The sequence below is a fragment of the Bacteroidia bacterium genome (assembly GCA_016218155.1).
Taxonomy (GTDB): Bacteria; Bacteroidota; Bacteroidia; order Bacteroidales; family GWA2-32-17; genus GWA2-32-17.
The window spans coordinates 10,940-37,188 of record JACREQ010000042.1 but is presented as its reverse complement, the minus strand read 5'-3'; the positions used below and the strand labels follow the sequence as shown (position 1 = coordinate 37,188).

Sequence of the window (26,249 nt, the reverse complement as noted above, 5' to 3'; positions counted from 1 at the left end):
TATAACAAATAAAAAGGGTTGAGCAAATTGTTCAACCTTTTTTGTATAGAATGAAGTCTTGTTTACTTTTAGATTTTCTATTAGTTGTTATTAAATAAAGAAAATAATATATATTTTGGATTAAATAATAAATAAAAAAGAGGTTGAATAAAATTCAACCTCTTTTTTATTTATTAATAATAGTGAAGCCTATTTCTTTGTTGTTTTAGCGCCAAATTTAACAGCAGCCTGAGCAGCAGCTAATCTTGCTATTGGAACTCTGAATGGAGAACAACTTACATAAGATAATCCGGTTTTGTAACAGAATTCAACTGATGCAGGGTCGCCACCTTGTTCGCCACATATACCAACTTTTAAATCTTTTCTGGTAGCACGACCTTTTGTTACAGCCATTTCAATTAATTGTCCAACGCCATCCTGATCAATAGTCTGGAATGGATCAGCAGCTAAGATTTTCTGGTCTAAATAATCATTCATGAAACCACCAATGTCATCACGGCTAAAACCAAATGTCATCTGTGTTAAATCGTTTGTTCCAAATGAGAAGAACTGAGCAGTTTTTGCCATTTTGTCGCCAAGTAAACAAGCGCGTGGAATTTCTATCATTGTACCATATAAATAACTAATAGATTTTACTTTGAATTTTTTACAAACTTCATCATAAATTTTATCAGCAATTTTCTTTGTAGAATCTAATTCAGCAACCTCTGAAGTAACAGGAACCATGATTTCTGGTTTTGGATGTTTTCCTTCTTTTAATAATTCTAAGGTTGATTCGAAAATTGCGCGGAACTGCATTTCAGAAACTTCAGGATAAGTAATGCTTAATCTAACACCACGATGTCCCATCATTGGGTTATTTTCGTGCAATGCTTCACCACGTTTTACAATGTCGGCAACTTTTATTTTTAATTCTTTTGCAAGTTCAGCTTGTTTATCCGGACTTTGTGGAACGAATTCGTGTAAAGGTGGATCTAATAAGCGGAATGTTACAGGAAGGTTATCCATAGCTAATAATGTAGCTTTGATATCTTTCTTAACAAAAGGATATAATTCATTAAGAGCTTTAACTCTTTCGGCTAAAGTATTACTTAAAATCATTTTACGAAGTGCCAACAAAGGTTTTTCAGAGCCTTTACCATAAAACATATGTTCAGTACGGAAAAGTCCGATTCCTTCAGCACCGTAATCGCGAGCTATTTTTGCATCCTCTGGTGTTTCTGCATTTGTGCGAACTCCCATTGTACGGAATTTATCAACAATAGCCATAAACTGTTTGAATCGTGGATTTTCTGTTGCATCCATTAATTTTAAGGCTGTTTGATAAACATGACCTTTTGTTCCGTTTAATGTTACGAAGTCACCTTCTTTTAATACAACTTTAGATCCTTCAACTTTAGCAGTTTTTGAAGCAGCATCAACATGTAGTTTTCCTGCTCCAACGATACAACATTTTCCCCATCCACGTGCAACAAGCGCAGCGTGTGAAGTCATACCACCACGAGCAGTAAGAATACCAACTGCAGCGCGCATTCCTTCAACGTCTTCAGGATTTGTTTCTTCACGAAGAAGAATTACTTTTTTACCTTTACGTTCCCATGCAACTGCATCTTCTGCAGTAAAAACTAATTGACCAACAGCAGCACCAGGACCAGCAGGTAATCCTTTTACAAGAACTTCAACTTTCTTTTCTTCTTTTGGATCACAAATTGGGTGAAGCAATTCATCTAATTGCGCAGGTTCAACGCGCATAACTGCAACTTTTTCAGTTATCAGTTTTTCTTTAAGCATGTCCATAGCCATGTTCAAAGCTGCTGTTCCAGTACGTTTACCGGCACGACACTGAAGCATGTATAATTTTCCTTCCTGAATTGTGAACTCGATATCTAACATATCTGTAAAGTTCTTTTCAAGAATCTCACGGATTTTACATAGTTCTTTATAGGTTTTTGGCATAGCCTCCTGCATACTGTGCAAGTGCTTGTTTTGCTCATTCTTTGTGTCATCATTTAAAGGACTTGGAGTACGGATACCAGCAACAACATCTTCGCCCTGAGCATTAACTAACCATTCGCCATAGAATAAATTCTCGCCGGTTGCAGGGTTACGTGTAAATGCAACACCAGTAGCTGATGAGTCGCCCATATTTCCAAACACCATTGCCTGAACATTTACAGCAGTACCCCAATCATCTGGAATACCTTCGATACGGCGATAAGAAACAGCTTTTTTACCATTCCAGCTTTTGAAAACAGCTTTAATTCCACCGAACAATTGTTCTTTTGCATCGTCGGGGAAAGCAGTACCTAATTCTTTTTTAACTTTTTTCTTAAACTCCTCTGCTAAAACTTTTAAATCATCAGCAGAAAGTTGAGTATCTTCTTTTACTTTTTTTGTTTTTTTGTATGCATCAAGCATGTCGTCTAACTGCTTGCGTATATTCTTATCCAAGCCTTCAGCTTTATCCATAACAACGTCTGCATACATCATAATTAAACGACGATATGAATCCCATACAAAGCGTGGATTATTAGTTTTCTTTATTAATCCAGGAATTGTAGCTGTACATAAACCAACATTTAACACAGTATCCATCATTCCAGGCATAGAGCTTCTTGCACCAGAACGACATGATAATAATAAAGGATTTTTTGGATCACCGTATTTCATGCCCATTTCTGCTTCGGCTTTCTTCATTCCAGCCCAAACTTCATCATAAAGTGATTTTGGAAGTTCACAGTTATTTGCATAATAATCGGTACAACATTCTGTAGTTATTGACAGACCTGCAGGAACTGGAAGTCCAAGATTTACCATCTCAGCAAGGTTAGCACCTTTGCCACCCAATAGGTTTTTCATGTCAGCTTTGCCTTCAGCTTTTTTGCCACCAAAGTAATAAACATACTTTTTAGCTTGCTTTTTTGTAGTTGGTTTTGAATTTGTTTTTGCCATTTTATTTTAATTCAAGTGAATAATTCAATATATAAATAACCTTTCAAAAGTGCGAATTTTTTTAAAAAAATCATCGATTTTATTATAAAAACTTTTTATGTCACTAAACATAATTTGATTTCATTATATTAATTTTTATAACATTATGCCCTTGGATGGAATCTGATAATTGTATCTCTTAAATATTCTCTGTCTAAATGCGTATAAATTTCAGTTGTAATTATTGATTCATGACCAAGCATCTCCTGAACAGCTCTGAGATCAGCACCACCTTCTACAAGATGAGTTGCAAAAGAATGCCTGAAAGTATGCGGGCTAATGTTTTTATTTAAATCTATTGCTTTTGCTAATCTTTTAATAATTGTAAAAATCATTACTCTGGTAAGTTTTTTCCCATAATGATTTAAAAAAACATAGTTTTCATTTCCTTTCTGAATTTTCTGGTGATTTCTGGTTTTATCGAAATATTTTTTTATTTCATGCATAGCTTTTTTACTTACAGGAACAAGTCTTTCTTTGTCACCTTTTCCAATTACTTTAATAAAATTTTCGTCGAAATAAAGATTTGAGATTTTTAATTCTACCAGTTCGGTAACTCGTAATCCACAACTGTACAAAGTTTCAAGCATTGCTTTATTCCTATGCCCTTCTTTAGTGCTAAGGTCTATAGCACCAAGCAATGAATCAATTTCTTCAACATTTAAAAAGACAGGAAGTTTTCTTCCTAATCTTGGTGCTTCCAGAAGTGCAGTTGGGTCAACATCTAAGTACTCACTTAAAATTAAAAATTTGTAAAATGCTTTGATTCCTGAAATCATTCTTGCCTGAGATCTTGCATGAATACCAATTTCATTAACCCATCCAATAAATTTTTCGAGTAAGAGTAAGTCAACTTCATCAGGTTTAATTTCAATTTTATTGTAATTTAAGAAATTTGTGAATTGAATTATATCATGTAAATAAGCATCAATAGAATTTTGCGAAAGTGATTTTTCGAGCTTTAAATATGATTTAAATTCTTTTATTGTAATTTCCCAATTCACATCTTTATATTTTGATAATTTAAATTTACGCAATTTCAGAAAAAATCACGTAATTTGACTAAACATTTACAAAAATGAAAATAGCAGTTATCAACGGTCCGAATTTAAACCTGATAGGCAGGAGGGAACCCGAAATTTATGGAAAAAAGTCTTTCGAAGATTTTTCTAAAGAACTTATTAAAATGTTTCCCGAAGTTCAGTTTAGTTTTTTTCAGTCAAATGTTGAAGGCATTTTAATAAATACAATCCAGAACGAAGGCTTTTTGGTGGATGGCATAATTTTAAATGCAGGAGGTTATTCTCATACATCAATTGCAATTGCTGATGCAGTTTCTGCGGTTTCGTGCCCTGTCATTGAAGTCCACTTATCCAATATTTTTGCAAGGGAAACATACCGACATAATTCTATTGTTGGAAGTAAATGCAAAGGTTCAATTTCTGGGTTTGGTTTAAACTCTTATGCTTTAGCAGTAAAAGCTTTATTGTAATTGGTTGTTAAATAAAGTTCTAAAAAGGTAATACGTGATACCTTTTTAATTCGTAGTCAATTGTTGTAACACCGTTCACTACCTTATAAGTCTTAATACGACCAATATTTTTAGCGTAAGCAGAAAATTCCTGCATTGTGTCATTAAAGTTAAAATACACAAGAGCATTATAATATATTGTTGTATCAACAATAACGGTATCTAAGAATGTAGGCAATGAAGGTGGAACAGTAAATACACCACTTGTTAAACCATCAGAAATGCTTGCATTGCCAACACATGTTGATCCGGAATGAAATAATCTTCCTGTTGTAACATTTGTAAATTGTAAATCATACTCATATCTGTATTTGTCACAAATATTATCAGGCTTTGTTGCCTCTCTATTAATAGCTCTTAGGACTATACTGTCGTCAGAATTTGTAATTCTGTTATAATATAACCACGAACTTCCTTGTCTGAATAAAAAATAGCTTTTATATTCATCAGTTATGTCTTCATAATTATCTGTTTTTTTACAACTAAATATTGCTATTGTAATAAAAAAAAGAAATAGAATTTTGATTTTCATAGTAGACTTTTAATTCGGTGTAAATTTATAAAGAACCTGTTAATATACAATTTTTATTGAAATTTTAAAAATATTGAGATGGAAATCTTTCAATCATTAATGTTAATGACACACCCAAACCTGCACCTGAAAAAATAAGAACCCAATCCCTACGTGCAACTTTAAACCATGATGTAATGATATAACTTAATATTAAAATTATACTTACAATAATGATTTGTCCGATCTCTATTCCCAAATTAAATGAGAATAATGGCATTAATATAGATTTTTCAATTCCCAAAAGCGTTTGTAAATAATTTGAAAACCCCATACCATGAATTAAACCAAAAAATAATGCAGTAATATATTTAAACCAATGTGTTTTGATATTAACTCCATCTTGTTTCAAAAATAAGTTCCAGAATGCAGTAATGAAAATAGTTAAAGGAATAAGAAACTCAATTAAACTTGTAGAAATTGATATGATATTAAAAGTTGAAAGTAAAAGTGAGGTAGTATGTCCAATTGTAAAGGCAGTGATTAAAACTAATATTTGTTTCCACTGTTTAAAAATGTAAACAGCGCATAAGCATGTAATAAAAAGTATGTGATCAAAACTCATGTAATCGGCAATATGCTGAATGCCAAGATTTAAATACATCTGAAAGATGCTCATTTTTAACGCTTTTTAATTTATCTAAAATAGAAAAATGTTGTAACTTTATTAATTAATTTAATCATGAGGTTAAAAAGTTTATATATTGCTGTAATTGCCTTTATTTTAATGGGTAATGCTATGCATCCCATTCATGTAACTGTCACAAATATTGACTTTAATTCCAAACAAAAAGTTTTTGATATATCAATGAAGCTTTTTTTAGATGATTTTCAGGGAGCAATTTTAAAAAAATCAAAGGTTGATTTAAACCTAGAAAAACAAATATCAATTGTTAATGCAGATGATTTTATCAAAGAGTATGTAAGCGATAATCTTAAAATTACTTTAAATGACAATAAGTCTTCACAAAAGAAACTAAAATTTGTTAGTAAAGAAATTAAAGAAGGAGCATTATGGCTTTATTTTACTTATAGACTTTCAGGTAAAATTGAATCAATTAAAGTTGAAAATAATCTTTTAAATGATTATTATCCTGATATGACTAATCTAGTTATTATAAAATATAATGAACTTGAAAGTGGTTATACATTAAATAAAAGCAATACAAGCTTTAAAATATCATCTTAATTATGAAATATTGTTTATTGTTTATATTTGGAATTTTAACTGTATCAGGAGTTTTTGCAACTCACAACCGTGCAGGCGAAATCCGTTATAGACATATTTCCGGCAATACATACGAAATAACAATGGTTACATATACATATACTCTTTCACAGGCTGATAGACCAGAACTTACTGTCGACTGGGGAGATGGAAGTTCAACAATTGTTGGTCGTATATCTAAAATTGAGTTACCAAATGATTATTATTATAAGAATACTTATATGGGAACCCATACATATGCTGGACCTGGTATTTATATAATTGTAATGATGGATGAAAATAGGAATTTTGGAGTTCAGAATATTCCAAATTCAGTAAACGTACCATTTACAATAAGAACAACATTAAATATTAGTTCAGCAGTTGGAAGTAACTCAACCCCAATTTTAACTTATCCTCCAATTGATAAAGCAAAATTATACAATGTTTTTATTCATAATCCTGGAGCATGGGATCCCGATGGTGACAGCCTTTCGTATAAACTTACAGTCTGTTTGGGTGATAATGCACAACCAATTCCCGGATATACTATTCCTTATGCAGATAATAATTTAACAGTTGATCCCATTACAGGAGATTTAATTTGGGATTCGCCACAACAAACAGGTATATATAATGTTGCAATGTTAATTGAAGAATGGCGTTTGAATTCTTTAAATCATACTTATATTAAAATTGGAGAAATTCTTAGAGACATTCAAGTGGAAGTTGTAGAGTCAACTAATATTCCTCCATTATTGTCGCCACTTAAGGATTTATGTGTAGAAGCCGGTACTATAATAAATTTTCCGGTATCTGCTTCAGATATTAATGGTGATAACATTACGCTAAATGCATATGGTGGCCCGTTTCAGGTACCTGGTAGTGTTGCAATTTTTGATACTGTATATGGACATAACCCCTCAAATAATTTTTATTGGCATACAGAATGCATACATGTAAAAAAATTTCCATACTTAGTTGTATTCAGAGCAAAAGATAACAATAGTCAATTGTTTCTGGTAGATCAGAAAAAGGTATATATAAAAATTATAAGCCCTGCACCACAAAATTTAACATTAACACCAACTACAAATTCTGTTTTTTTAGATTGGGATTCTTGTAGGTGTTCTGAAGCAGTTCGTTATGATATTTACAGAAGAAACGGTCCTTCTGGATGGAATCCAGATTCCTGCGAAACAGGAGTCCCTGCATATACTGGTTTTATTAAAATTGGAAGTGTTACAGGAGTAAATAATACTACATTTCTAGATAATAATGATGGTTTAGGTTTACCACTAGGTTATGAATTTTGTTATAGAGTAGATGCTGTTTTTTCTGATGAAGCTGAAAGTTATGCCTCTAATGAAGCATGTACAGAACTTGTAAAAGGAATACCTGTAATAACTCACGTAAGCATTAGTAAAACGGATATAAATATTGGAAAAATTTATGTTGAATGGTCAAAACCTACTGAGTTTGATACAATAGTGGCTGCCGGACCATATAAATATTTAATATATCGTTCACCAGATTTTTGGGGACAATCTTTGCAACTTATTGATTCATTAAGTAGTATTAATGACACAATTTTTGTTGATTCTTTAGAAAATACTGTTTTAAATCCGTATTCATATAGAGTTGAGTTTTATAACGATGCACCTGGAAATAGATTTTTAATAGGTACTCCAAATATTGCATCTTCGCCATTAATTATTGCAATACCTGATGATAATAGAGTTATTATAAATATTAATAAAAATGTGCCTTGGCAGAATTTTATATATAATGTGTACAGACTAAATCAAGTTACTTTAAATTTTGATTCAATAGGAAATACTACTAGTTTGCAGTATGTTGATTCTGGACTAGTCAATGGTATGGAGTATTGTTATAAAGTAAAGACTGTAGGTGACTACTCTACCGGGAATTATGTTTCTCCAATAATAAATTATTCTCAGGAAGTTTGTGCTTTACCAATTGATACTACACCTCCATGCTCTCCAGGTCTAAATGCTCATTCTGATTGTAATTTGTTTATGAACCATTTGGTTTGGACTAATCCAAATCATTTTTGTACTGATGATGTCACAGGATATAATATTTATTACTCTTCAACATTAACTGGCAATATGTTATTAATTGCTACAAAGAATAATCCCAACGATACAACTTTTGAAGATAATAGGATAGACTCACTTACTCTGGCAGGATGTTATATAGTGACAGCTGTTGATTCTTTTTTAAATGAAAGTAGATTAATAGAAAGAATGTGTGTTGATGAATGTACTTATTATGAGCTACCAAATATTTTTACTCCCGATGAAAATGGTCAGAATGATTTATTTATTCCGGGACCATATAAGTATGTTGAAAAGGTTGATATGAAAATATTTAACAGATGGGGTAAACTTGTATATCAAACTAGTGATCCGGATATTAAGTGGGATGGTCGTGATGTAGACTCTAAAAAAATAGTTTCTCCAGGAGTATACTATTATATTTGTGATGTATATGAGAGGCGACTTTCTGGCATCGAATCAAGAACTTTAACAGGTTTTATTGAGGTCAGGCTAACTAAAAAATCTGGAACTGAGTAATGAAATTTATTATTTTTTTATTTGTTACAATAAGTTTTTTTAATGCTATTGCTCAGTCTGATATAGACTATTTTATAAAATCAAAAATTTTCGAAGAAAAAGGTCAGATTGATACTTCAATATCTCTTATTTCCGAAGCAATTGCGGTAAATCCATCTCAATTATATTTTAAGCATCGTGCTCAATTATTTTATAATTCAAAAAATGTTAATAAAGCATTAATAGATTTTTTACAGGTAAATGATAGCATTGATTCTGATGTGAAATATAAAATTGCAAGTTGTTATGCGATTAATAAAAAATGGGATGAAGCAGAAATATGGCTTAGAAAATATTTAAAAACTGAAAATAAAATTCCGGCAATTCTAGTAAAATCGGATACTGTTTTTTCAAAATTTAAGTTAACTGTAAATTGGAAGAATTTATGGGATATTAACTGGTATTCTGATTACGAAAATTATATAACTGATATTTATTATTTAAGTTCTAAAGGTTTAAATTCTGAAATTTTTGATGTTGTAGACAGTGCTTTAAAATATTTTCCAAATAAAGATGAGTTATGGTTTTGGAGAGCAAAAGCATTTAAATTTGGTAATAATCCAAAGGAAGAAATGTCAAGTGTAGATAAAGCGCTTAAAATTAATCCAACCAGAATAGACCTACTACTTTATAGAGCAAATTTATTGAGAAAAGACGGAAAGAGTAAAAAAGCAATTATTGATTATTCTTCTGTTCTAACATTGCAACCATGGAATATTAAATGCTTGAAAGAAAGAGGCATTTCTAAAATAGAAGCTACAGATTATAATGGTGCCATTAACGATTTGATGAAATGTAGTTCATATGATTCCGAGGATGGTGTTGCACTTTATTATGCCGGTCATGCTGCGTTTTTAAATGAGAATTTAAATCAGGCAATTGAAATATTTTCTAAAGCTGTTAAGCTTAATGATTTTAATTCAGATTCTTATTTTGAGCGTGGACGTTGTTATATTGATCAGTTAAAATATGATTTAGCTTTTTCCGATCTATGTATGGCGGTTGATTTAAAGCCAAATAATGGTGAATATTTTTGTTACCGTGGTTTGGCATATTTTGGATTAAAAAACAAGTTGGGTGCTTGTCATGATTGGGAAAAAGCAAAAAGTCTGGATTATCCAAAAGCAGAAGAATATTTATTAAGATTTTGCAGCGATATTAAATAGTATAGTTAATTTATTGTTTCAGTTATTAAATAACTATTGCCTGTTATTCTCGTATATTAATTTAAATAAATAAAAAGAATGAATATTAAATATTATAAATTATTTATTTTTTTTATTCTAAAAAGTACAACAATTTTAGTTGCTCAGAATTCAATAAATATCAATATAGCTATTCCCGAGAATGTAAATGCAGGAACTGAATTTAACATAAATGTTGAAATTCAGAAAACTAATGTTAATGGATTTGCAAAGTTGGAGTTATATTTACCGGTTGGATTTAAATCTAATGTTAATGAGACTGCCGGTTCAACAGTAATTAATCAAGGTCAGTTATTGAAATTTATCTGGGTCGAACTACCTGAAAAAAATAAATTTAATATTGTAGTTTCAATTATCGTTGATAGTAGAATATATGGATATAAAGAAATCTATGGAAATTTTCATTATTTGTTAAATAAGGAAAGAAAAAAATATCCGATTGCTGTAGTACCATTAAATATTTTAAATGAAAATATTAAACCTAATGTTGATCTGACTTCAGAAATAAAAATAAATAAAAAGGTCTTACCAGAGAAAATTAATAATCAGAAAACTATATATAGAGTTCAGATTGCTGCTAGTAAGAGGAGAATTACAAAAGAGATTTTACAGGAATTGTATAGTGTTACAACAGCGATCAAAGAAGAAAATATTGATAGCTGGTACAAATATACAGTTGGTGATTTTGCTAATAAGGAAGATGCAGATATTTTTCGCTTAAGCTGCGGTGTTAGTGGTGCTTTTGTTCTGACTTATGAGAACGGACAAAGAGTTAAGCAAAACTAATTAAATCTGTAAAATATTGCAGCTTCTGCAGTAAAAAATAAATCCTCAAAGGAATTATATTGTGCATATCCAACCATTAGGTTTAATGTTATACGTTTTTGTGCATGGATTTCACCTCCTATACCAATTCCTGAGTTTATTGTATTCTTTGTTACTGTTTTTGTAGAATAATTATTGTAACCAAGAATAGGGTCGTATGTACTATATGTACTGTTTAATTTTGAGTAAAAATAATGATTCCCAAAATATGCATAAACATTGTAAGATTTAGCTTCTTCCAAACTTAAAAGTAAAGTTAAGCCACCGCTAATAAAAGCTTCTTTACCATAGTCCCTGTAATATGGTGCAACAGTTACCTGAACTCCGTATCTTTTTGGGAAGTACCGGTATGATAAGCCCACTCCGGTTGTGAAACCTGCACCCAATCCAATTGCCTTACTGTATTTTTTTTCGTGAGTATTAATTTCTTTTTCCTTTTCCTGTGCTTGTGAAGTGAATGAATATATGCATATTAGGCATAATGAAATAATGAGTGTTTTCATAATATTAATTTTAGTAAAGTAAATACTAAAACGAAAAAAATAGTAAAAAGTTATAAATCAAAAAACTAAAATCCTGATTTCTCGGCTTTTTTATTTATTATAAGTGCTCCAACACAGCCTTTACTAGTACATTCTTCACTTATAGAAATTGAAATTATTAGGTTCATAGTTTCAGCAGGTGTAAATGAAAAATTTGTTTTTGGTTGATACGTGTTTTTATCAATTTCCTGTTGAGATTTTTCAATTTCAAGTTTTAGACTATTAATATTTGCATCAATCTCAATTTTCTTTTTGCCGGTTTTAATTTTAATTTTTTGATTCTCTAAGGAAATCATTAATTGTCTTTTAGATTCTAAGTCCTTTTTCTTATTGTTGTCAACACCTATTGTAAAATATTCTTTTCCGTTTTCGTCAGTTACTTTAATGTTTGCATATTTCAATAATGCTGTTGAGGTAAGAAAAGAAATATTATAATCTTTTCCCTCATTGCAAACAACGTTAATTTGAGATGTTTTACCGCCAATAAATAAACCTGACTTGCTTTGTGCATCATATTTCCATGGATACCTTACACCTGATTTTTGAATGTTAAGGTGTTCAACGCAGTTTTGTGAAATTACTGCAAATGGGAGAGCTATTAATATTATTAATAAAATTTTATTTTTCATAACCCTTGGTGTTAAGACATTTTTATAATAAGGCTTCTGAGATTATTTATTTCTTTGCAGAAAGATTCAAACATCTCTTTTGTGAAAATATATTTGCTCTTTTGACCAATAACTACTGAAGAATCAGCTTTTGCAACTGTTTTTTCATCTATTACTTCTTTTGTTACCTGATCATAAATAGCTTTTACTTTTTCAAATTTTGCAAGTTGGTCAGCAACCTCAGGTTGATCTTTATATTTTTCGAGATTTTGAATCAAATTATTAAATGTAGCTTTCTGGCTGGCAATTCTTTGAATATTAGGATCCTTTTCTGAATATTTTCCAATCAGATTTGTTGCAATATACATACTTTCAATCCATCCACCAGACATAATTAATGCAAGTGTATTTCCGTTTCCATTTTCTTCAAGTTTCTGAATTACACTATAATATGAGTTATTGGTAATGTCAAGTAATGAATCTGCATTTGCAATGTTCTTTTCTAAACGACTATATGTGTCGCTTCCAATAGCAGTTGCAAGACCAATTTGCTCGCTCATTGTTTTTACTTTTCCAAAATACTTTAATGATGGTTGGAATTTTTCAAAGGCTGCAAGGTAAGCCAAATCAGCAGCATAGATTCCAAGATTTATTTCTTGTGCAGTTTTTGATTCATAAACTGATTTTTCAGAATTCATTAAGTCATCTCTGAATTTGCAACCTGAATTTTTAATAAGAGCAAACAACTCGTCTGGAGATGGAACCTGAAAAACAACATCTGGCATTTGTTCTTCAACAAGTACCGAATCAGTTTCAAGACTATCTGTTGCGTTTTCTTCTGAACTACTTGAATTGGAGTTACATGCCGTAAAAAACAAGGCTGTAGAAACCATCATAAAAAATGAAATGTGTTTGATAGTTTTCATAGTTAAACTATTAAAATTTAGCAAACCTACCGATTTTTTTAAAAACATACAAATACTAAGCTTAATTTTCTGAAATAATTAAAAGCCAATGCCGTTTTTATTATATTCGTAAATTAAAAATTAATAAAATTCATGAAATTTAAATTACAATTCTATTTGATATTATTTATATGCGCGATATTGCCTTTTCAAAATTTTGCTCAAAAAAATAAAAAATCAACTGAAAAATATGAAAATGCAAAAAAGCTTTTGCAAAGGGGCGATATGGAAAATGGCAACAAAGCATTAAATGAGTTAATCGCCGATGATAGTACTTATGCTCAACCATATTTGTTATTGGCTGAATTGTTTTTTAATGCTGAAGATTATAAAGGAATGATTCCGGTTTACGAAAAATGTGCAAAAAATTGCTCTAAAACTTATCCTAATATTTATATTTTGTTAGGAAATAGCTTAATGTATCTTGGAGAAATACAAAAGGCTAAAACAAATTATGAAACATTTGTTAAAATTAAAGGAATAAAACCAGAAATTAAGGCTATGGCTGAAGGTGAATTAAAGAAATGCGATTTTTCTTTAGATTTAATGTCTAAACCTGTTCCGTTTAATCCTCAAAATTTAGGTAATTTAGTTAATTCGAATTGTGATGAATATTATCCAAACTTATCACCTGATGAATTAACAATGGTTTTTACCAGAAAAATTCCGAGATTCTCTGGTGCCGATCCAGCTTCGGAAAATACACAGGAAGATTTTTACATTAGTAATTTTAATAATGGATCATGGTCAAAGGCAATACCAATTCCTGGAAATGTAAATACATCAAATAATGAAGGTGCTCAAACCATTTCAGGTGATGGACAATTAATGGTTTTTGCAGCATGTAACAGAGATGATGGTATGGGTCAATGTGATCTGTATTATTCTAAAAAAGTAAATGGAAAATGGTCAGCTTCTAAAAATATGGGGAACGTTGTTAATACTGCATATTGGGAGTCGCAACCAAGCTTGTCATCTGATGGTAGAACAATATATTTTTCAAGTGAACGACCGGGTGGATTAGGGCAATCTGATATATGGAAAACAACAATGAATGAATTTAATAAATGGACAAAACCTGTTAATCTGGGTAATGTTATTAACACCAAAGAAGCAGAAACTTCCCCATTTATTCACCAGGATGGTAAAACTTTGTATTATTGTTCAAATGGGCATCTGGGTGTAGGTGGATTTGATATTTATTTTTCAAAAATTAATAATGAAGGAAAATGGTCAGAGCCAAAGGATCTTGGGTATCCTATAAATACACCTAAGGATGAGATTGGGCTTGTTGTTAATGCTCAGGGAAATAAAGCATACATTACGTCTTCACGTGATGGAGGAACAGGGCTTCAGGATTTATATTTCTTTGAATTATATAAAGAAGCCAGACCAGAATCGGTAACATATATTAAGGGAAAGGTTTTTGATAAAGAAACAAAGAAAGCATTAAAAGCAGAGTTTGAATTAAAAGATTTAGCAACTGGGCAGAGTGTTACAAAATCTTTTAGTGATGAATCTGACGGAAGTTTTATGATTTGTTTAACACCTGGCAAAGATTATGGATTATTTGTTTCATCAGAAGGTCATATGTTTTATTCTGAGAATATAAACCTTACAACTATTTCAAGTTTGCAAAAACCTTTTGAGATTGATATTCCAATTGAACAAATAAAAAAGGGCAGTAAAATTATTTTAAAAAATATATTTTTTGATACTGATTCTTTCAGGATAAAAAATAATTCAGAATCTGAATTATCTAAACTAATTGCATTTATGAATTCAAATGTCTCAATAAAAATTGAAATAGGTGGACATACTGATAATAAAGGAAAATCTGCATATAATTTGGATTTGTCGCAAAAACGTGCAAAAGCGGTTTATGATTTTCTAATAAAAAAGGGTATAGTGGCAACTCGACTAAAATATAAAGGATTTGGAGATACTGTTCCTCTTTCAACAAATGACACTGAAGAAGGCAGAGCATTAAATCGACGAACAGAATTGAAAATTGTTGAATGATATTTTATTAATGCAGTAATGGTATTTCTACCTGAAGCATTAGTATAATTAAATGTAATTTGTTATGGCGAAGAAAATTTTAATAATAAATGGACACCCCGATAAAAATAGTTTTAATTACAATATTGCAGAGAGTTATAAAATTGGGGCATTAAAATCAGGAGCCATTGTGGAGCAAATAAATATTGCTGATTTAAAATTTAATCCAAATCTTGAATCCGGATATAGAAAAAGAACTACCCTTGAGCCTGATTTACTTGCTGCATGGGAAAAAATTTCATGGGCAGAGCATCTGGTTTTTATTCATCCCTTATGGTGGGGTGGTATTCCTGCAATAATGAAAGGTTTTATTGATAGAGTATTTCTGCCGGGAATGGCATTCAGGTATCGTGAAAATTCTGTTATGTGGGATAAACTTTTAACTGGAAAGTCTGCAAGAATATTTTGCACTATGGATCAGCCTTATTGGTATTACAGGTTTGTAAATGGTCGACCTGCAATTAAACAACTAAAAAAGATGACTTTAGAATTTTGTGGAATTAAACCTGTTAAAGTTACAGCATTTACAATGGTTAGAAATTCAAAAGAAGAAACCAGAAAAAAATGGTTGTCAATTGTTGAAAATCTTGGTGTAAGTCAGAGATAAAATGCAGTCATGGTCTTTCGACCTTATTGCATTTTAATTTATATTTAAAACGGTAAATCTCCTGTTGAATCATTAAAATCAGGAATCTCAGTAATATCAGGCATAGGAAGATCCTGACCGGAATTTGTTGCGCCGGTGGTTGCAGATGTTAGTTCCACTTTCCAGGCTTTTACATCAGTATACCATTTGCCATTAAATTCGCGACTTTCAACATCGCATGAAACATCTAACTCATTTCCTATTTTTAAAACACTTGTATTAATCTTATCGCCCCAAATTGCAATGCATACTTTTTTGGGATATTGTCCTTTTGTTTCAATAATAATGTCTTGTTTTTTCCATTCTCCATTTTTTCCGGTTCCTGTTTGAAGAGGTAGCATCTGAATTAGTTCTCCGATAATGTTCATATGGTATAAATTAAATTGTTTCAGTTTAAAATCTTTTGCAAAATTAAAATAAATAAATCCAAAATACTTTTTTGTTAATAAAACTAACAGCAATGTTAAAGAGATTTTATAAATTTTGAATTAAGCCTAATTTTATATACTTTTAGAACTATATCTATATATTTATGAAAATTGATAAGCTTCTGATATTGACGATTTTATTCTTAGGGAATATCTCTGTAAGTTTTGGGCAAATTGCTGCTTGGGATTTTTCAGGTGTAACTACAGCGATACCAACTTTTGCTGCAACTACTTTTGATGCAAATTTAAGTTCATCAAATCTAATAACCAGAGGAGCCGGTGCTACTGCAAGTTCTGCAGTAAATTCATTTAGAACAACAGGTTTTAAAAATGAGGGAATCTCAACTGCTAATACTGATTATTTTCAAATAACTATTTCACCTGCTATTGGCTATAATTTATCTCTAAGCACTATTGATGCAAAATTTGGTGGAACCGCATCATATTATGCAGCTCCCGGAGTAACATCACAGTTTGCATACAGTTTGGATGGAACAAATTTTACTTTAATCGGATTACCTGACCAGACAACAAATTTAACAATGGCTCAGATTGATTTAACTTCAATTTCTGCATTGCAGAATGTTAATTCAGGTACAACCGTTACAATAAGATATTATGCAAGTGGACAAACAACAACAGGTGGTTGGGGGTTTTTGTCAGGTGCATCACCTGGTACTAATGGCTTAGCTATTGGAGGTTCAATAACAGTTGCTAATCCGAATAACAACGATTCTTATATTCAAAATCCGGTAACTCAAATTGGAGCAGCAAATATTTCTTCATTAGTTACAACTTTAGCTCAGGCAGTTCCTGTTTTTAAAGTTTCAGTTAATGATGCAGGTACAAGTGATGGGTTACCAACAAATATTACACAAATTACTTTAAAAAATGCAAATCCTGTTAATAGTGCCGACTGGCAAACTGCAATTCAGGGGATTAAATTATTAAATGGAATAAATACTGTAAATGTTCAGCAAGTTGTTATTTCAGCTAATGCTATAGTTCTAACTATTAATTCTGGTGATTTGGTCATTCCAAATGCAGGTTCAGCTGATTTAACATTTGAAGTTTATCTTAATCAGAGTGGTTTAATTGATGGTACCCAATTTCAGTTTTTTGTTAATCATTTAGTTCATGGTTGGGGTTCAGATATGAGTGGTTCCGGTTTTCTTCCCGTATTTGTGTCTGATGTTACATCAGCAGTTTTTACCATTGATGTTGTAGGTTCAAAACTTCAATTTACTTCAGTTCCAACATCGGTATGGGCAAATCAGAATTTTAATATTTCAGTTGAAGCAACTGATATTAATAATAATCTTGATTTATCTGCAAATAATCAAATTGTTTTACAGAAAAATATTGGAGGTGGAGTTTTGTCATCTGTTACTGGATTAACTCAAACACTTTCAAGTGGAGTTTATAACTGGATTGACGTAAAATATGATAGTCCAGGTTATTTTTCACTTTTAATAAATGAACAAAGTTCAACATTATCTCAGGCAACAACTGGTTTAATTAATTGTATTCCTACAGGTCAGATTTTAAATGAATCATTTAATGATGGTGATTTTACAAATAGTCCATCATGGACTGGTGAAACCGGTGACATGATAATTACTCCTGAATTACAACTTCAATTATTTACTACCACTACAACTACTGATACTTCGTATCTGGTTACTCCATTGTGGCTGTCATTGGATAGTATTGAGTGGCAGGTCTACATTAAGCTTGGTTTTGATCCATCTGATAATAATTTTACACGTTATTATCTTATGAGTGATAATGAAAATCTTAAAAGTTCATTAAACGGATATTTTTTAAAATTTGGTGAAAACGGAACTAATGATGCTGTTCAGCTTTTTTATCAATCGGGTTCAACAATTACTTCTGTTTGTCGTGCTATTGATGGACAAATTGCAAGTTCTCCAAGTGTTAGAGTAAAAGTTATTAGAACAAATGCTGGATTATGGAGGTTGTATGTTGATCCAACAGGAGGCTCTAGTTTTGAGTTGCAGGCACAGGGAAGCGAAACTTCTTTTTTGTCGAATGGTTTTTATACCGGAGTATTTAATCGATATACTAGTACAAATGCTTCAGGCAAATTTACTTTTGACGATTTTTATTGTGGACCTGTTCAAGTTGACACAATTGCTCCAACATTTACAGATCTTTCTGTTATTGATTCACTTCATTTGGATTTACATTTTTCAGAGGGTATTTCATTAAGTACTGCACAAGCTGTTTTAAATTTCGCTGTTAATAGTGGAATAGGAAATCCTATATCTGCAATTAGAGATGCATTGGATTATAAGGTAATTCATCTTACATTTTCGACTCCGTTTATTTCCGGAACAACGTATACATTAACAGCTTCAAATTTAAAAGATTTTTCTAATAATTCTATTGCTGTGCCAGTTGTTGAAACATTCATGTGGTATAAGGCATTGCCTTTTGATATTCAAATTAACGAAATAATGGCAGACCCAAGTCCAGTAATTGGGTTGCCTGAATTTGAGTATTTGGAGCTTCATAACCGTTCAATTTATGACATTGATATTAGTAACTGGTCATTGACTATTGGAACTTCAACAGTTGTTATTCCCTCATCAAAAATTCTGGCTGATGGATATTTGATTATATGTACATCAACAGCTCAGACAGCATTGCAGGCTTATGGAAATACATTAGGAATTATTTCATCATCCTCTGCATTAACAAACACGGGAAACTCAATAGTTTTAAAAGATAAAGAAGATCAGACAATTTCTTTTGTTCAGTATTCTGATAGTTGGTACAGAAGTACATTTAAAGTTAACGGTGGATGGAGTATAGAACAAATTGATCCGATGAATCCATGTGGTGAAAATACAAACTGGATTGCTTCAGTAGATCCTTCTGGTGGAACCCCTGGAAGAAGAAATTCTGTATTTGCAACAAATTCAGATTTAATTGCACCAGAACTTTTAAGAGCTGTTTTAACTTTGCCAGATACGTTGTTACTAACATTTGGTGAAACCATTTTTGCAAATGACACATTAAATGTATCTGATTTTTCAGTTAACCACGGAATAGGTTCACCTGTAACTGCTGTTTTTACTGATATAACAAAGAAAAAAGCAAAATTGATTTTTAGTCAGACTTTTTTGAATGATACTGTATATGAGATTTCTGTAATAGGTCAATTGAAGGATTGTGCAGGGAATTTAATCACAACTTCAAATAAAGCATTGTTTGCAATTCCTGATACAATTATACCAGGCTGCCTTGTTATAAATGAAGTTTTATTTAATCCTAATACTGGTGGAGTAGATTATGTTGAACTTTATAACAATACTAAAAATGTTTTTGATTTAAAGGATTTAAAGTTAGCTGTTCTCGATATTACAGGTCAACCTTCTGTTATTGATGATATCGCTCCTGAAGGTTTTTACATGTTCCCGGGGTATTATGCTGTTTTAACAACTGACCCAACAAAAGTTTTTCCTTTTTATTCATGTCCAAATAAAAAAGCATTTGTAAAAATGCAGTCTATGCCATCTTATAACAATTCTGATGGAAGAGTAAGTATTATTAATAAATCGTTTCAGGTAATAGATGATTTTAGTTATACTGAAAGTATGCATTTTCAGTTGCTTAACTCTTTTCAGGGTGTTTCTTTAGAGCGAATTCACCCGGACATACCAACACAGGACGCTAAAAATTGGCATTCTGCAGCTGAGAGTGCAGGCTTTGGAACTCCGGGTTATAAAAATTCTCAGTTTTCGCAATTCGAACAGTTAGATGCATCTATTACTGTTGAGCCTGAGGTATTCTCGCCCGATAATGATGGCTATAATGATTTACTTAATATTCGTTATAAATTTGAGGAACCAGGTTATGTAGCTAATGTTACAATTTTTGATGCTAGGGGTAGAAAAGTGAAATTATTAGTGTCAAATGAATTATTAGCAATAGAAGGTTATTTTACTTGGGATGGTCTTAATGATGCAAACCAGAAAGTCGCTTTAGGAGTTTATGTAGTATTTGTTGAGGTGTTTAATTTGAATGGTAATACTAAGCACTTTAAGAAGGCTTGTGTTGTTGCAAGTAAATTGTAAAATGTTATATTGTCATTCAGAGCAAATAATATCTTCTTACTACATTCAAGAGTAATCTAATTGTAACTGTATTTAAGACTCGGTGCTTTATTTCTCCGCCGCGGCGTACAGTATGACAAATTTAATATTTAAAATGTAAGTAAAAATCTTTTGTAAGTTCTTTGTATTCTTCGGTATAGTGATGACGTGTGCCGGTTTCAATAATTATTTCTGAATATTCTGTAGATTGTTTATTTAATGAAAATTCCATTAATAAACGATGTGCTTGCTTTGAAGTATTTGGTTTTACTTCACAAAGCCTTTTGCAAAATAATTGATTCTCTATAGCTAGTTTTAAAAAATATTTTCCTTGTTCAACAGGAAAAATAATTGCAAGTATTCCAACATCTGAAAGATGTTTTATACAAAAACCAATAATGTCTTCGTGACTTAATTTGTCCGAATGCCTTGCAATAGTGCGTGATTCGTCAGGTGCTTTTAATGAATTCTGAAAAAATGGTGGGTTTGAAATAATAAAGTCATATTTTTCAATTGGCGATTTAAACTCTTGCAAAGAAGTATTTAATAGCTTTATTCTATTATTCCAGCTTGAATTTGTGATATTTTCCTGAGCCTGAATTATTGTTTTCTCGTCAATATCTATTGCAATTATTTCTGCAATACTTTTCTGTGCAATCATTAGTGCTAAGATACCTGTTCCTGTTCCAATATCTAATGCAAATCTGGATTCCAAACAATTTGCCCATGCACCAAGTAAAATGGAATCTGTTCCAATTTTCATCGCACATTGATCCTGCTCTACTTTAAATTGTTTAAATTGAAACCAATTGTTAGGCATTTTATAATTAAGATTTATATTTTGAGAAAATAGATTATACCTTACTGATTACTGTCATACTGATCACTGATTCACCTAAAAAATTATCTCAAAATATACATTTTTCCGAATCCTTCTTTAAAGAATTTGTCGGCATCAGTTGCACGGTGTTCTATAGTTTCGCTATTTAGCTTAGCAATTACTTTGAAAAAGTAAACCCCATTGGCTAATTTGTCTCCATACATATCAGTACCGTCCCATTCAAATTGTGTAATGTTATTTCCAATATGAATTAACCCCATTTCATTTAATCCTATTTCTCTAACAAATTTTCCTGTAACTGTTATTATCTGAATTCTAAAGTCGTCGGGAATTTCTGAGCCAGTTAATGTAAATACAAACCTTGTTGAGGTACTGAAAGGGTTGGGGTAGTTATAAACATTTGTTATAGTAGATTTGTTAATGACTTCAAAATTAATTTTGTAGTCATTGTTTCCACTTTCATTATTAGAAGTATCCTTTGCCTGAACCCTAAGTTGATATTTGCCATCTTCAAGTATCGGTCGGTATTCTATAATACAGCTATTGTTTGGTAAATGTGCAGGAGTCCACTGAATTTCACCATTGTTAAAATATATTCTTTTCTCTATACCTGTAGATTTTGTTGTAAGATATATACCAAAAAGCAAAGTGTCGTCAAGAGCTAAGAATTTATTTTCATCTTTTAAATTAATTAATATATATGGTTTTGCAGAAACAATATCTCCATTCATAATATGAACTCCATCAAATGTAACATCGAGCAAAGGATTAATTTTGTCATTTAATACCATAAATGCTTTTTCTGCAAAATTATTAAAATGATATTGTTCTATCTGATCATAAGTTCCTGTATTTGTATCTAATGGATTTACTTCATACCAAATATGATTTAAGCCGGTATAACCGTTTGTATTTAATGTAATGCTATCAGTTAGAATGTCACCGGCCGGATGAGGTCTTAATTTTTTATATCCCAAATCAATTAGTTGGTTATTCTTATCCTGAAGCCAATATCTGACTGTAAGACTATCCATATTGTACTGACTTATGTTTTCAGTTGCTACAGCAAATTTCATAATATCACCTTCTTCTAGTGTATCTTTATAAAAGATGTGCATCCCTTTTGTAGGGTTAATTGCAGTTTCAGGTGCTCCATCATAAGTAATCTGCCATTTGTTAATTTGCGATGGTGTTTCTAAAGAATCATCCTTAGTATTCATAGTTAATCTTAAATATGGGAAAATTGCTGCGTCTGCATAATTATATAAATCATTAACATCATAATTGGCTGTAGTTAACGATGGAATTATAAGTACACTGTCATTATTGTGTTTGTAAGCCATGGCTTCTAAATGAACCTGGTCTTTTGTAGGATTCTCTAATGAATTCTGATTCCAGTGTAAAGTTTTCCAGTATGTTGATGGACCAATTATTGTTGAATTAATTTTTCCTGAATTATAATTTGTCGGAATTTGTACATATAAATCAATTGCATCATGATTTGTGATTCCCCATTTTTCTTGAGCAGTATTTACATTTCCTTTTTGTGCATAAAATATATAAGGTATATCATTTTCTAAAGTTCTGGTTTTTGTTGCACCAAGTGATTCAAAAGTCTGGTATGTTGTTTCTGGCCATGTCTGGAATGAACCATAATTAAAACTGTAGGTTAAAATATGGAAACTATCAGGTATTTGTGATAAAAACGAACTAAGACTATCCAAGTAAGGTTGTTGAGCATAATATACAAAATACTTGTCAAGCCTTGTTCTGCCAGGACAAGAAGAGTTTCCAGGAATATTTGGCCAGTTTACCTGACCATAACTTTTTGAAAATTCACTTTCCCATGGTAGAAAAGTTACTGGATCTATTACAACAACTAAAATAGCACCGGTAGGACCACATGATGAGTAATCTGTTATAGCATCTAAATAGTACCTAATGCTAAAGTAATCTGAAGGAGAAGGTAGTCCTTTGTTATGGCATCTTAATTCTTTTGGAGCACTAACAAAATCAAATCTTCTGTTATTGTTTAATCTGTTATAATTTATTGCAGAATATCCGTCTCTTTTAAACTGAAAGAAATGAGCCTGCGACCAGCCTGTTTTTCCGGGAATGTATGTAAATGAACTTTCTTTCCAGTTATAATCAGCTGTTCCTTGTGGTACAGGGCTAACTCTCCAGAAATAAACTTTATTGTCTTCAAGTATTAAGCTTGGTGTCCATGAAACTATTCCTCCTGCTTGAGTAACTGTTCCGGATTCAAGTGGAGTATTAAAAAGATCTGTGGTGTCAATTTCGAATATATAAGATTGAATCCCAATAAAAGGATATCCAGTAGAAGCTTTTAAAGAAACTGAATTATTAGGATGTATTGCAAATTCATATGGAAATATTGGGGTTAGGTCGCTTGAGCGAATTGTGTAATCGGTACAGGCAGAATTATTTATTTCGCTTAATTCTTCAATCCAATCCTCCGAGTCAACATTAACACAGAAGTGGTTTATTCCGGGTCCATTAACAAAATCTATAGGAACTCTTATGTAAACAGTGTCTTTATAATGGCATCCATATGCAAAACCAGTATATGTTAAAACAGAGCCATTTGGTAGTGTTCGTGTAAGATTTATTGCAAAAGTGTCATTTATTGCTTTACCAATATTTGTTATAATAATTTTCACATCAAATGAATCTAATGTTTGAGTAACAAAGCTAATTGAGCTTGGGTATATTGTTAAATCAGGTTTTGTAAATGTTTTTAATTTAACTGCAGGATCACCGTGTAGAGTAAACTCATGGCAAGTTTTTAGCATAAAGCTGCCATAGTCGTTATTAATTGTATAGTTTCCATCTTTTATACAATTACCAATAGATTGCATATAGTTCTTATACGCAAATTGCTTATAAATTTCAGTAGTATATAAATTCAAATACCATGCTTCTCCTAAGTCAACAGTTGCAAGGAATCCAATTGCACCTTTCTGTTGAGAAAATATCCATCTTTCACTTAATCTTCTTGGTGCTGGCAAATGAATGTCGCCGGTTAAACATGAATTGGCTATTAGTAAAGGGTAGCGACTGTGATTAAAATAATTTTCAGGTTCTTCAATATTCTGGTCAAAACCATCTGTATAACCATGACCAAAAAATGTAATTAAAGAAGTTCCGTTATCAATTAAGTGCCTGACTGAATCGGATACCGTAATTTGTATAGGTAAACTGGTATTTTTGAGGAATGTACTAACATTTCCACCGAAAAGTGTATCAGATATTATTTCTCCAAAATTATTTAAAAATCCTGCAAATTGTGTTTGCTGGCTTGCATCTGTGCCGCCTCCAAAATGTACAACTCTTTTCATCCATTCTGCAGGTTGTGCATTTTCATGTTCCATTACTTTTGTTAAGTAAATATTTACTTCATTGTTATTTGTTGCGGCAATTCTTCCAATTGGAATGTCTTGTGTTTCGTTATTTGTTAATATTTTTGTAGTTAATAAATTGTCGGAAGATGGACTACCATATGATGGTACAAGACAATTAGTGAAATTTGCAGTGTTTTTTCTGAAGCTCTCATTATAAGACCAGGTTCCGGAATGGATGCTTTTTCCTATTAAAAAAACATATTTTGGTAATGTGTCATATTGAGTGGTTATAAACTTTAAAAAGTTTTTAATTGCGAGGGGGTGTTTTTTTACTCCATATGCAAACTGGTCATATAATTGTTCTATGTCGTAGCAATATGCATTAAAGCCTGTTGAATTGCGATATGCTTTATAACTATTTGCCCCTGAAATTAATAAAGGGTGAGTAATTATTATGTAATCAGAATTAAATCCTGATGTTAAATAATTTGTGTATGTTTTTTTTGCTAAAACACTTGCCTGAAATACTGTATCTGCAATATAACAAGTTTTATAACCTCCACCATTAGGTACTATTGCTTTTAGAAAACCTCCTTCCAGAGAAGTTGTAATTTTTTTATGATTTGTAACATCCCACAAAACAGTATTTGAAGTTCCAAACTGACTTATTTGTAATAAAGTTTTGCTTCCGTTACTGTCAGGTATTCTGAATTTTTTTCGATATAAGCCATTAAATGCAAAATTTCTGGCATATGTAAGAGTAATGTAGGCAACTTCAATATAGTCAGTAGTTACATTTAAGTCATTAATGCAATTAAAAGTGATACTTGTTGTTGGATTAAGGCTAGATGTTGTTAAATATGTTTTTTTTACTGATGTTAAACCTTGGAATGTTGTGTCAAAAAAACTTGTATTTTCCATATTTACCCTTAAGTGGTGACCAGAATGAGAGTTTGAAGCTACAGAAATACATAAAGTGGATGGTGTTATTCCTGTTAAATGCCCAGAAGTGTTTAATAGTTTTGTTGTGGAAGGTAATGTAGAATTATGTAAGTTGTCTATCCCAAAATAAGACTCGAACCAACCTTCACCTTTTAGATAACGTGGTCCGTTTTCGGCATTATAATAGTATTCTGGATTCTGATAAAGTACATCTACTAAGCAATGGTTTGCAAGTTGTGGCAAATAATTGTTGAAATTAACATCAGTTTCAAATGTTGCTCTTCGATTAGTTAATGAATTATTATAAGTCAGAAAATAATATGCAGTATCGGTATACATGCTGTAATAAGGATTTGTGATGTATGAACCGGGTTCAAATAAGGCAGAGTCTAACCAGCCGTCATTTCCCTTTGCATAAAATTCTATATAATCCTGTGAGTGAAAAATTCCATCATCTTCACCTTGAATATAAATATATTGTTCTTGTCCTCTATAAAAAATCTGAATATTTCTTGGGTCTCTGCTATTTATAGGATAATCAGCATTTACTAATGCGGTTCTTGAAATTCTATGAATCCCTTCTTTTGTTATTGGGATTTTATAATATTCTTGACTAAAGTTAATCCACTCGTTACCATATTGTTGTGCGAATATTACTGTTGAACAAAACAGTATGAAGATAAAAAATAAAAACTTTTTCATTTTATTCAATTGATGTTGCAAGTTACAAAATTATTTTATGATAATTTATAAATTGTATAACA

The 26,249-nt window shown here is 31.3% G+C and carries 18 protein-coding genes; 8 read left to right on the top strand and 10 right to left on the bottom strand.

Features of this window, described 5'->3' with window-relative positions:
• Positions 1 to 189: 189 nt before the first annotated feature.
• Positions 190 to 2,952: a pyruvate, phosphate dikinase gene (locus tag HY951_07620; GenBank protein ID MBI5539909.1), complete on the bottom strand. Its 2,763-nt coding sequence runs from the start codon at positions 2,950 to 2,952 to the stop codon at positions 190 to 192.
• Positions 2,953 to 3,095: 143 nt separating this feature from the next.
• Complete coding sequence (xerD, locus tag HY951_07615) at positions 3,096 to 3,995, bottom strand: site-specific tyrosine recombinase XerD (GenBank protein MBI5539908.1); 900 nt, start codon at positions 3,993 to 3,995, stop codon at positions 3,096 to 3,098.
• 74 nt (positions 3,996 to 4,069) lie between these two features.
• Here xerD and HY951_07610 point away from each other — a divergent pair, with 74 nt between their 5' ends.
• A complete protein-coding gene (locus tag HY951_07610; protein ID MBI5539907.1) occupies positions 4,070 to 4,483 on the top strand; it encodes a 3-dehydroquinate dehydratase in 414 nt (137 codons plus the stop codon).
• Between the two features lie 19 nt (positions 4,484 to 4,502).
• On the opposite strand, the gene HY951_07605 is transcribed toward HY951_07610, so the two are convergent.
• Both HY951_07605 and HY951_07600 read right to left on the bottom strand, forming a co-directional pair.
• Positions 4,503 to 5,054 (bottom strand): hypothetical protein, encoded by a 552-nt coding sequence (locus HY951_07605; GenBank protein MBI5539906.1) that lies wholly within the window; start codon positions 5,052 to 5,054, stop codon positions 4,503 to 4,505.
• A gap of 64 nt (positions 5,055 to 5,118) precedes the next feature.
• Positions 5,119 to 5,712 (bottom strand): HupE/UreJ family protein, encoded by a 594-nt coding sequence (locus tag HY951_07600; GenBank protein MBI5539905.1) that lies wholly within the window; start codon positions 5,710 to 5,712, stop codon positions 5,119 to 5,121.
• A gap of 63 nt (positions 5,713 to 5,775) precedes the next feature.
• On the opposite strand from HY951_07600, the gene HY951_07595 reads away from it, so the two are divergent.
• The 4 genes from HY951_07595 to HY951_07580 all read left to right on the top strand — a co-directional run bounded on the left by HY951_07595 (position 5,776) and on the right by HY951_07580 (position 10,930).
• On the top strand, positions 5,776 to 6,282 hold the full coding sequence (locus tag HY951_07595) for a hypothetical protein (protein MBI5539904.1): 507 nt from the start codon (positions 5,776 to 5,778) through the stop codon (positions 6,280 to 6,282).
• A gap of 2 nt (positions 6,283 to 6,284) precedes the next feature.
• Positions 6,285 to 8,900, top strand: a complete 2,616-nt coding sequence (locus HY951_07590) for a gliding motility-associated C-terminal domain-containing protein (protein MBI5539903.1) — start codon at positions 6,285 to 6,287, stop codon at positions 8,898 to 8,900.
• On the top strand, positions 8,900 to 10,105 hold the full coding sequence (locus HY951_07585) for a tetratricopeptide repeat protein (GenBank protein ID MBI5539902.1): 1,206 nt from the start codon (positions 8,900 to 8,902) through the stop codon (positions 10,103 to 10,105). The genes HY951_07590 and HY951_07585 overlap by 1 nt, the downstream gene beginning before the upstream one ends.
• A 78-nt stretch (positions 10,106 to 10,183) precedes the next feature.
• Positions 10,184 to 10,930, top strand: a complete 747-nt coding sequence (locus HY951_07580; protein ID MBI5539901.1) for an SPOR domain-containing protein — start codon at positions 10,184 to 10,186, stop codon at positions 10,928 to 10,930.
• Here the strand turns inward: HY951_07580 and HY951_07575 are convergent.
• The 3 genes from HY951_07575 to HY951_07565 all read right to left on the bottom strand — a co-directional run bounded on the left by HY951_07575 (position 10,927) and on the right by HY951_07565 (position 13,045).
• On the bottom strand, positions 10,927 to 11,472 hold the full coding sequence (locus HY951_07575) for a hypothetical protein (protein MBI5539900.1): 546 nt from the start codon (positions 11,470 to 11,472) through the stop codon (positions 10,927 to 10,929). The two genes, HY951_07580 and HY951_07575, sit on opposite strands and share 4 nt — an antisense overlap.
• A gap of 65 nt (positions 11,473 to 11,537) precedes the next feature.
• Entirely contained in the window at positions 11,538 to 12,140 is a 603-nt protein-coding gene (locus HY951_07570) for a hypothetical protein (GenBank protein ID MBI5539899.1), read from the bottom strand.
• Positions 12,141 to 12,151: 11 nt separating this feature from the next.
• Positions 12,152 to 13,045 (bottom strand): hypothetical protein, encoded by an 894-nt coding sequence (locus tag HY951_07565; protein ID MBI5539898.1) that lies wholly within the window; start codon positions 13,043 to 13,045, stop codon positions 12,152 to 12,154.
• Between the two features lie 180 nt (positions 13,046 to 13,225).
• Between HY951_07565 and HY951_07560 the strand changes: the two genes are divergently transcribed.
• Both HY951_07560 and HY951_07555 read left to right on the top strand, forming a co-directional pair.
• Entirely contained in the window at positions 13,226 to 15,106 is a 1,881-nt protein-coding gene (locus HY951_07560; protein ID MBI5539897.1) for a PD40 domain-containing protein, read from the top strand.
• A gap of 64 nt (positions 15,107 to 15,170) precedes the next feature.
• On the top strand, positions 15,171 to 15,752 hold the full coding sequence (locus HY951_07555; GenBank protein ID MBI5539896.1) for an NAD(P)H-dependent oxidoreductase: 582 nt from the start codon (positions 15,171 to 15,173) through the stop codon (positions 15,750 to 15,752).
• 44 nt (positions 15,753 to 15,796) lie between these two features.
• Here HY951_07555 and HY951_07550 read toward each other — a convergent pair whose 3' ends face one another.
• On the bottom strand, positions 15,797 to 16,159 hold the full coding sequence (locus HY951_07550) for a DUF3127 domain-containing protein (protein ID MBI5539895.1): 363 nt from the start codon (positions 16,157 to 16,159) through the stop codon (positions 15,797 to 15,799).
• 164 nt (positions 16,160 to 16,323) lie between these two features.
• Between HY951_07550 and HY951_07545 the strand changes: the two genes are divergently transcribed.
• A complete protein-coding gene (locus HY951_07545; GenBank protein ID MBI5539894.1) occupies positions 16,324 to 20,322 on the top strand; it encodes a lamin tail domain-containing protein in 3,999 nt (1,332 codons plus the stop codon).
• Between the two features lie 121 nt (positions 20,323 to 20,443).
• Here HY951_07545 and HY951_07540 read toward each other — a convergent pair whose 3' ends face one another.
• Positions 20,444 to 21,160 carry a methyltransferase gene (locus tag HY951_07540; GenBank protein ID MBI5539893.1) on the bottom strand — a complete coding sequence of 239 codons (717 nt, stop codon included), beginning with the start codon at positions 21,158 to 21,160 and terminating at the stop codon, positions 20,444 to 20,446.
• Between the two features lie 83 nt (positions 21,161 to 21,243).
• Positions 21,244 to 26,187, bottom strand: a complete 4,944-nt coding sequence (locus HY951_07535) for a hypothetical protein (protein MBI5539892.1) — start codon at positions 26,185 to 26,187, stop codon at positions 21,244 to 21,246.
• Positions 26,188 to 26,249 lie beyond the last annotated feature (62 nt).

What these genes read in the sequence shown, in the direction of transcription:
- HY951_07620 (MBI5539909.1), bottom strand. Translation starts at nt 2,952, where the DNA reads ATGGCAAAAACAAATTCAAAACCAACTACAAAAAAGCAAGCTAAAAAG.
- HY951_07610 (MBI5539907.1), top strand. Translation starts at nt 4,070, where the DNA reads ATGAAAATAGCAGTTATCAACGGTCCGAATTTAAACCTGATAGGCAGG.
- HY951_07605 (MBI5539906.1), bottom strand. Translation starts at nt 5,054, where the DNA reads ATGAAAATCAAAATTCTATTTCTTTTTTTTATTACAATAGCAATATTT.
- HY951_07600 (MBI5539905.1), bottom strand. Translation starts at nt 5,712, where the DNA reads ATGAGCATCTTTCAGATGTATTTAAATCTTGGCATTCAGCATATTGCC.
- HY951_07595 (MBI5539904.1), top strand. Translation starts at nt 5,776, where the DNA reads ATGAGGTTAAAAAGTTTATATATTGCTGTAATTGCCTTTATTTTAATG.
- HY951_07590 (MBI5539903.1), top strand. Translation starts at nt 6,285, where the DNA reads ATGAAATATTGTTTATTGTTTATATTTGGAATTTTAACTGTATCAGGA.
- HY951_07585 (MBI5539902.1), top strand. Translation starts at nt 8,900, where the DNA reads ATGAAATTTATTATTTTTTTATTTGTTACAATAAGTTTTTTTAATGCT.
- HY951_07580 (MBI5539901.1), top strand. Translation starts at nt 10,184, where the DNA reads ATGAATATTAAATATTATAAATTATTTATTTTTTTTATTCTAAAAAGT.
- HY951_07575 (MBI5539900.1), bottom strand. Translation starts at nt 11,472, where the DNA reads ATGAAAACACTCATTATTTCATTATGCCTAATATGCATATATTCATTC.
- HY951_07570 (MBI5539899.1), bottom strand. Translation starts at nt 12,140, where the DNA reads ATGAAAAATAAAATTTTATTAATAATATTAATAGCTCTCCCATTTGCA.
- HY951_07565 (MBI5539898.1), bottom strand. Translation starts at nt 13,045, where the DNA reads ATGAAAACTATCAAACACATTTCATTTTTTATGATGGTTTCTACAGCC.
- HY951_07555 (MBI5539896.1), top strand. Translation starts at nt 15,171, where the DNA reads ATGGCGAAGAAAATTTTAATAATAAATGGACACCCCGATAAAAATAGT.
- HY951_07550 (MBI5539895.1), bottom strand. Translation starts at nt 16,159, where the DNA reads ATGAACATTATCGGAGAACTAATTCAGATGCTACCTCTTCAAACAGGA.
- HY951_07545 (MBI5539894.1), top strand. Translation starts at nt 16,324, where the DNA reads ATGAAAATTGATAAGCTTCTGATATTGACGATTTTATTCTTAGGGAAT.
- HY951_07540 (MBI5539893.1), bottom strand. Translation starts at nt 21,160, where the DNA reads ATGCCTAACAATTGGTTTCAATTTAAACAATTTAAAGTAGAGCAGGAT.
- HY951_07535 (MBI5539892.1), bottom strand. Translation starts at nt 26,187, where the DNA reads ATGAAAAAGTTTTTATTTTTTATCTTCATACTGTTTTGTTCAACAGTA.